This window comes from Hymenobacter glacialis, from assembly GCF_001816165.1.
Classification (GTDB): Bacteria; Bacteroidota; Bacteroidia; order Cytophagales; family Hymenobacteraceae; genus Hymenobacter; species Hymenobacter glacialis.
The window spans coordinates 1-265 of sequence record NZ_MDZC01000024.1 but is presented as its reverse complement, the minus strand read 5'-3'; the positions used below and the strand labels follow the sequence as shown (position 1 = coordinate 265).

The window sequence follows — 265 nt, the reverse complement described above, 5'->3', positions numbered from 1 at the left end:
GCGAGCGTACTCCCCAGGTGGGATACTTAACGCTTTCGCTAAGCCACCGACATTGTATCGCCGGCAGCGAGTATCCATCGTTTACGGCGTGGACTACCACGGGTATCTAATCCTGTTCGCTCCCCACGCTTTCGTGCCTCAGCGTCAGTTACAGTCTAGGCAGCTGCTTCGCAATCGGTGTTCTGGAGGGTATCTATGCATTTCACCGCTACACCCTCCATTCCGCCGCCCTCGTCTGTACTCAAGCCGTCCAGTTTCCAGGGCA

1 rRNA gene is annotated in these 265 nt (G+C 56.6%); it reads right to left on the bottom strand.

Annotated elements, in window-relative coordinates:
• Window positions 1-265: ribosomal RNA gene (locus tag BEN48_RS03060) — 16S ribosomal RNA — on the bottom strand; the annotation flags it as partial.